Annotated in this window: 5 protein-coding genes; 3 read left to right on the plus strand and 2 right to left on the minus strand. The window is 62.7% G+C overall.

Translation table 11 applies throughout. The features are described 5' to 3' along the window. The first annotated feature begins 28 nt into the window (after positions 1 to 28). Positions 29 to 2,170 carry a C1 family peptidase gene (locus AC0L3C_RS24760; protein WP_473409185.1) on the plus strand — a complete coding sequence of 714 codons (2,142 nt, stop codon included), beginning with the start codon at positions 29 to 31 and terminating at the stop codon, positions 2,168 to 2,170. 112 nt (positions 2,171 to 2,282) lie between these two features. Here the strand turns inward: AC0L3C_RS24760 and AC0L3C_RS24765 are convergent, their stop codons facing one another. Next, positions 2,283 to 2,924, minus strand: a complete 642-nt coding sequence (locus tag AC0L3C_RS24765; protein WP_473264734.1) for a carbonic anhydrase — start codon at positions 2,922 to 2,924, stop codon at positions 2,283 to 2,285. Between the two features lie 111 nt (positions 2,925 to 3,035). Here AC0L3C_RS24765 and AC0L3C_RS24770 point away from each other — a divergent pair, with 111 nt between their 5' ends. Both AC0L3C_RS24770 and AC0L3C_RS24775 read left to right on the plus strand, forming a co-directional pair. Continuing rightward, positions 3,036 to 3,917 (plus strand): HpcH/HpaI aldolase/citrate lyase family protein, encoded by an 882-nt coding sequence (locus AC0L3C_RS24770; protein WP_473409186.1) that lies wholly within the window; start codon positions 3,036 to 3,038, stop codon positions 3,915 to 3,917. Positions 3,918 to 4,026: 109 nt separating this feature from the next. After that, complete coding sequence (locus AC0L3C_RS24775) at positions 4,027 to 5,727, plus strand: caspase family protein (protein ID WP_473281618.1); 1,701 nt, start codon at positions 4,027 to 4,029, stop codon at positions 5,725 to 5,727. 51 nt (positions 5,728 to 5,778) lie between these two features. Here the strand turns inward: AC0L3C_RS24775 and AC0L3C_RS24780 are convergent, their stop codons facing one another. Then, positions 5,779 to 6,198 (minus strand): hypothetical protein, encoded by a 420-nt coding sequence (locus tag AC0L3C_RS24780; protein WP_473264737.1) that lies wholly within the window; start codon positions 6,196 to 6,198, stop codon positions 5,779 to 5,781. Between the last annotated feature and the right edge of the window lie 260 nt (positions 6,199 to 6,458).

Below are 6,458 nucleotides of genomic sequence, written 5' to 3' on the forward strand. Positions count from 1 at the left end.
TTGCGCATGACGACAGGGGGGATGCCGCATGCCGACCAGATTTTTGCTCGACCGCAAATTCGACGCGCGTCCGGATCGTTTCGATTTCCGTGACCTGCCCTATCGTTCGAGGCTGGTGAGCCTGCCGCAGGTCTATCCGTCCGACGAGTTGATCGAGCGCTGGTTCTTGGTCTATCGCAACGCAGACATGGTTCTCGATCAGGGCCAGGAAGGGTCCTGCACCGGGTTCGGCCTCGCCGGCGTCGTGAACTATCTCCAGTGGGAGCTCGCAAACGCAAATCCGATCGCAGCCGGCGACCCGAAAGCCGCCCAGCCGGTCGCCCGGCGAAGTGCGCGGATGTTGTACCAGAACGCGCGTCTCTATGACGAATGGAAGGGAGAGGATTACGAAGGATCGAGCTGTCGCGGAGCCATGAAGGGATTTCACAAGCACGGCGTTTGTGGCGAGAAATTCTGGCCGAACTTCGAGAGGCGGCAGAGGCCCGGGACGCCCCGGAGTGGATGGGATACGGATGCACCGCTGACGCCTCTCGGAGCCTATTATCGCGTCGACGGCAAATCCATCGTCGACATGCAGTCAGCGATCTACGAAACGCACGCGATCTACGTATCCGCCGACGTCCACGACGGCTGGGACCGCGTTCGCAACAACTGCAAGACGCTCGAGGCGGCGCTCATTCTCCCGCCAAAAAAGCCCAATGACGTCGGCGGCCACGCCTTCGCGCTGGTCGGTTATACGTCTGACGGCTTCATCGTGCAGAACTCGTGGGGCCCCCATTGGGGATTTCATGGATTTGGCCTGCTGACTTACGAGGACTGGACCCGCTACGGGACCGACGCCTGGGCACTGACGCTCGGCGCACCCATGCGCGTGACACTGCCGCCGATCAAAGGCAAGCAAAGCGGAGCGAATCTTGCGCATCAACCGCATCACTTCGTGAGCCCGTCGATGCGAACCGACCTTTCGCTGGACGAGCGGCTTCGCGAACGGGCGATGCTTCGTTCCGACGTGGCAGGCGATACGAGTGCCGTTTCTCCTTGGATCAACGGCGAAGAGGCCAAGCACATCATCTTCATCGGCCACAATGGCAGCGCCGAACGCGAGCTCGTCGAGGCGAGCTCCGGCGACGACGCCGTCGCGGTGGTGGTCCAGCAATGCCTCGACCGGGCGGCCCAGCAGGGATTTTCCGAGCTGGCGATCATTCTTCACGGCGGGCTCAACAGCCGCGACGAAGGTATCGCCAGGGCGCGCGTGCTCGGGCCGTGGTTCGAGGCCAATCGCATCATGCCGATCTTCGTGGTCTGGCAGACGGGTCTTCTGGAATCGGCCGCAGATATTCTGAAGAGCGCCGCGGAGAAGCTGGTTTTGCCGGCGGGAGCGGACAAGGGCTGGCTGAGAAGCAAGATCGACGAGATCAAGGATCGTGCCTTCGAGGTATTCGCGCGCGATGCCGGCGTCAAGGCGATCTGGGAGAACATGAAATTCAGAGCCGCCGGCGCGAGTCGTGCGGGCGGGGGGCTTGCCGTCGCGGCACGAGAGCTGGAGCGCGGGCTCGGCCAGATGAGCAAGAGCCAGCGGCCGCAGATTCATCTGGTCGGACATTCCGCCGGGGCCATCATGCACGGGTATTTTCTAGGCCCCATGAAAGCCCGCGGCCTGAAGGCCAGCTCCATCCATCTTTGGGCGCCGGCCTGCACGGTCGCGTTTGCGTCCGACAAATACGGCAGTGCCTTCGCGGACAAGGTCGCTGATCCCGAGACGACGTTTGTCGACGTGCTCAGCGATGCCAACGAAACGCGCGATCCCTGCGTCCCTGCCCTCTACTCCAAATCGCTGTTGTATCTGGTCTCCCGGGCCCTGGAGCCTGACCACAAGACCCCGGTCCTGGGATTGCAGAAAGTCTGGCGGAAATGGCGGGTGGACGACGATACTTTCATGTCAGGTTCGCAGAAGATCCTGGAGGCGTGGGCGAGTGCGAGCGATGATGTCGTCCTCGACCCGCCAATCAGCGAAACGGAGGTTCCGACGCGTCACGAGCCGAACAAGGACGAAACGATCCCTGCCAATCATGGATCTTTCGACAATAATCTGGACGTCGTGAACCGTACCATCCGCCGCATCATCGGCAAGACGCCTTCGAAGCCCGTCACCGACCTGCGAGGTTTCTAGAGCGTTTTCGAACGAAGTGAAAAACGGTTCGCGAAATGAAACGCGTCGTAAGGAGAACTTTGAGCCTCACTCCGATCGCATCAGAACGGAAATGGCTCCAGAGGCGCCTTGGTCAAGCGTCCCTGACGCTCCTGAATTCCTTCGCCGCCTTGTCCAGCACGAACAGCGATCCCTCCGCGACGCCGAAATAGGCGCCGTGGGTCTGCATCTGGCCGCTCTCGACCGCCTTCTGCACGAACGGGAAGGTCATCAGGTTTTCCAGGCTGCGGAAGACCGCGGCCTTCTCGATGCGCTCGACGAATTGCGCCATGGTCTCGTGGTCGCGCTGCTCCACGACCTCGCCCGGCTTGATGAACATCTGCATCCATTTGCCGATGAAGTCGCCGGGCGTGAGCGGCTCGATCTTGTCGACAAAGGCGCGGATGCCGCCGCACTGCGCGTGCCCGAGCACCACGATGTGTTTCACCTTCAGCACCGTCACGGCATATTCCAGCGCCGCCGAGACGCCATGCGCGTTGCCGTCGGGCTGATACACCGGCACCAGATTGGCGATGTTGCGGACCACGAAGAGTTCGCCCGGCCCGACGTCGAAGATCACTTCGGGCGAGACGCGACTATCGCAGCAGCCGATCACCATCACTTCAGGGAACTGCCCCTTCACCGACAGCTCGCGGTAGCGGGTCTGCTCGGTCGGCAGCCGCTGGGTGGCGAAGGCCTTGTAGCCTTCCAGCAAATGCTCTGGGAATGTGTTCATGGCCTATGCCTAATCATATACCGCAGGAGCGAACAAGCCTTTCGAATAGGCAGGCCAGATGCTATCGGCTTCGTTCAGAATACAGATGAGGAAACCGGAAGGAACGCTTGCATGACCCGCCCGCGCCGCAGCCATCTGTTCATGCCCGGCTCCAACCCCCGCGCGCTGGAAAAGGCGCGTAATCTCGCCGCCGACGGCCTGATCCTCGATCTTGAAGACTCCGTCGCGCCCGACGCCAAGGCGGTGGCGCGCGACGGCATTGCCGCCGCGATTGCGGCCAAAGGGTTCGGCAAGCGCGAGATCCTGATCCGGACCAACGGCCTCGACACGCCCTGGTGGGCCGACGACGTCGCGATGGCGGCGAAGGCCTCGCCGGACGGCATCCTGGTTCCAAAGGTTTCAAGCGTGGAGGACCTCGACACGATCGGCCGCCGTCTCGCCGAGCTCGGCGCGGCGCCGGCCGTAAGAGTCTGGGCCATGATCGAGACCGCGCGCGCGGTGCTGCATGCCGAGGAACTGGCTGCCGCCGGGCGCGATCCAGCGCGGCGCCTGTCAGGCTTCGTGTTCGGCCCGAACGACATCTCCCGCGAGACGCGCATCAAGATGCTGCCGGGCCGCGCCGCGATGATCCCGATGATCACCCATTGCATCCTGGCGACGCGCGCCCATGGCCTCGAAATCCTCGACGGCCCCTACAGCGACATCGCCAATTCCGATGGTTTCGCCACCGAATGCGCGCAAGGCCGCGATCTCGGTTTTGACGGCAAGACGTTGATTCACCCCTCGCAGATCGAAGCCTGCAACGCGATCTTCACCCCGCCCGAAGAGGACGTCGCGCGCGCGCGAAAGATCATCGCCGCGTTCGAATTGCCGGAGAACGTCTCGCGCGGCGCGATCCGTCTCGACGGCGCCATGGTGGAGCGGCTGCACGCCGACATGGCGCGTCGCACGATCGAGATCGCGGATGCGATTGCGGCGATGGGGAAGGGCTAGGCGCAAGCGGTTGCGCCCAAGCCGAACGAACATTGATGCGGTTATCCGGTCTGCTCGGGGAGCGGCGGTTCTCTGAACGACCACGATCCCGGCTTTTCCCGTTGCGGTGGTGAAAGACAATGCTACGCTCACGCTCGATATTGATCCGGGCAAGCATTTGATGCGCATTTTTTTCCTGGCAGTCCTTCTCGTTACGTCATTTTCATTCGCCACGCCGGCGCTTGCGCAGCAGGCCCGGGTGGCGCTCGTCATCGGAAACGGTGCCTATGAGAAGGTGCCTGAATTGCCGAACCCGACGCGCGATGCGGCAGACGTTGGTCGCGCGCTGGAGCGGCTTGATTTCAAAGTCACCCAGGTCAAGAACGCCACGGCGCAGGAGATGAGGAAGGCTGTCGTCGAGTTCGGCCGCTCTGCCGAGGGAGCAGACCTTGCGGTCGTTTTCTATGCCGGACACGGCATGGAGGTCAGCGGCGAGAACTGGCTGATTCCGGTCGGCGCAGAGCTGCGCAGCGATACCGACATCGAAAGCGAGGCCATCAGCCTGCGCTCGGTGAGCCTTCAGGTCTCGAAGGCACGAAAGTTGGGCCTTGTGATACTGGACGCATGCCGCAACAATCCTTTTGCCGCAAAGATGAGGCGCTCGCTGAGCACCCGGGCCGTGGCTCGCGGACTCGCTCCGACGGAGCCATCCGATAACGTTCTGATTGCGTACGCCGCGCGGGACGGTACGACGGCAAGTGACGGGGACGGCCGGAACAGCCCATTCACGGCATCGCTCCTTCGCCACATTGAAACGCCGGGGCTGGAGATATCGTTTCTGTTTCGTCGTGTTCGTGACGACGTGATGGCGGCCACCAGACGCGAGCAGCAGCCTTTCGTATACGGCTCTTTGTCGAAGGAAGAGATTTACCTGAGAGCTCCTGTGGCGAGCGCTCAAACGCCAGTCGCGTCGGCTCCCGCGCCCGCAGATGCCGCGGAAGACGAGAAGTTTTGGCTGGCTATCCAGACCTCCACGGTGGCAGGCCTCTACGAGGAGTTTCTGGCCAGGTATCCCCGCAGCAGCCACGCCGCAGAAGCGCGCCAGCGGGTCAAGAATTTCAAGGCCAACGAACTTGCGGTGCTCTCATCTCCAGCTGCCCCTCCGAAACCGGACGCAAAAACCGTCGTCCGAAATCCATTTGCGCCCGAAGATAACCAGAAAGTGGCAGCCATCGCGGCCGCTCAGCAACTCAAACTGCCAAGCTTCGCTATCTCGCCTGATCAGAATGATCCACTCAATGCCAACTCCAGATTTGTCGGCGTGTGGTCCAACAAGCGTGGATGGACGAATGGCAAGGGGCGGTATGCCATGCTGATCGTTACGGAGGTCTCTGCCACCGGCTTAGCCAAGGGACACTACCTCTGGGGGCCGCCGACAAAGGCATCGTGGGTGAAGGATGAGGCGGGGTACCGATCGTTTGCCGAATACATTGTGAGCGACAAATTCTCCATCAGCGGAACACCCGTCACCGTCAGGATGGACAAGAACGTCCTTGCGCTGTCGTCCGTCAACAAGGAAAATCCAACTGAGAAGGCGAACATAGAGCTCCGCCCTGTCTGGAAGCTCGTGCCGGTGCCGGAGGATGTTGATCCTTCAAGCAAGCGCGAGAAAACCTCGCAGCCTCATGCTGCCAAAAAGGAAAGCGCGGCCGAACCGAGCCCGCCAGGCAATGTCAGTGGGACGAGCATGGAAGAGCGCTATCGTGCTTGCAGAAAACTCGTCAAAGGATTTGCCCGGCGCGAGGCTTGTGCCCGAACGGGCGTGATCTAGCACCGGCGGGACATCCGGCCGCTAAACCAATCCCTTGATGAGGGCAATGCCTCAGCGATGTGCGTGATCCGCGCGATCGAGCGACTCCAGCGTCGAGGCATTTGCGCAGAAGCCGTGGTAGTTCTCCGCGGCGGTGCCGTCGGCCAGCTCGCGATCGCACCGGCCTTTGTGGCTGCAAAGCGCGCACACCCGCTCCATGTCGCGCAGCAGTAGGGGCTGCGCGCGGCCGAGCCCTTCGGCGCTGATGCCGAGCTGCTCCAGCATCTTCGGCAGCTCGTCGGCGGAGTGCTTGCCGTGGCGGACCAGCTCCTCCAGATCGTCAGGCGCGATCCGCAGATCTTGCGCGATCCGATCGAAATCGGCGCGGTCGAGCTGCCGGATCTCGTTCAGCTCGCGGCGATGCTTCAGCCAGCTTGCAAAGGACTCGATGAGGTCCTGGACAATGGGATAAGGCCTGGTGGCGGTGCTCATGCGAAGCTCCATTCGAACGGCGGAATTGGAGCGAGACTAGGCACAATGGTGCAGGTGCGCGTTGCGCTGGATCAAACAGCGATGATGGGACCGCGGCCTCCGGTGCACCTCTCCCGCTTGCGGGAGAGGTCGGCGCGCCCGGGCGATGCGAAGCATCGTCCCGCGCGCCCGGGGTGGGGTGTGGGCGCGGGGGGGTTGTTTGTGCGGCGCCCCCCGCTCCCCCCCCCGCCCCCCGGCACGGGGGGCGGGGGCGCGCGGCG

It is taken from the genome of Bradyrhizobium sp. WSM4872, assembly GCF_055811715.1.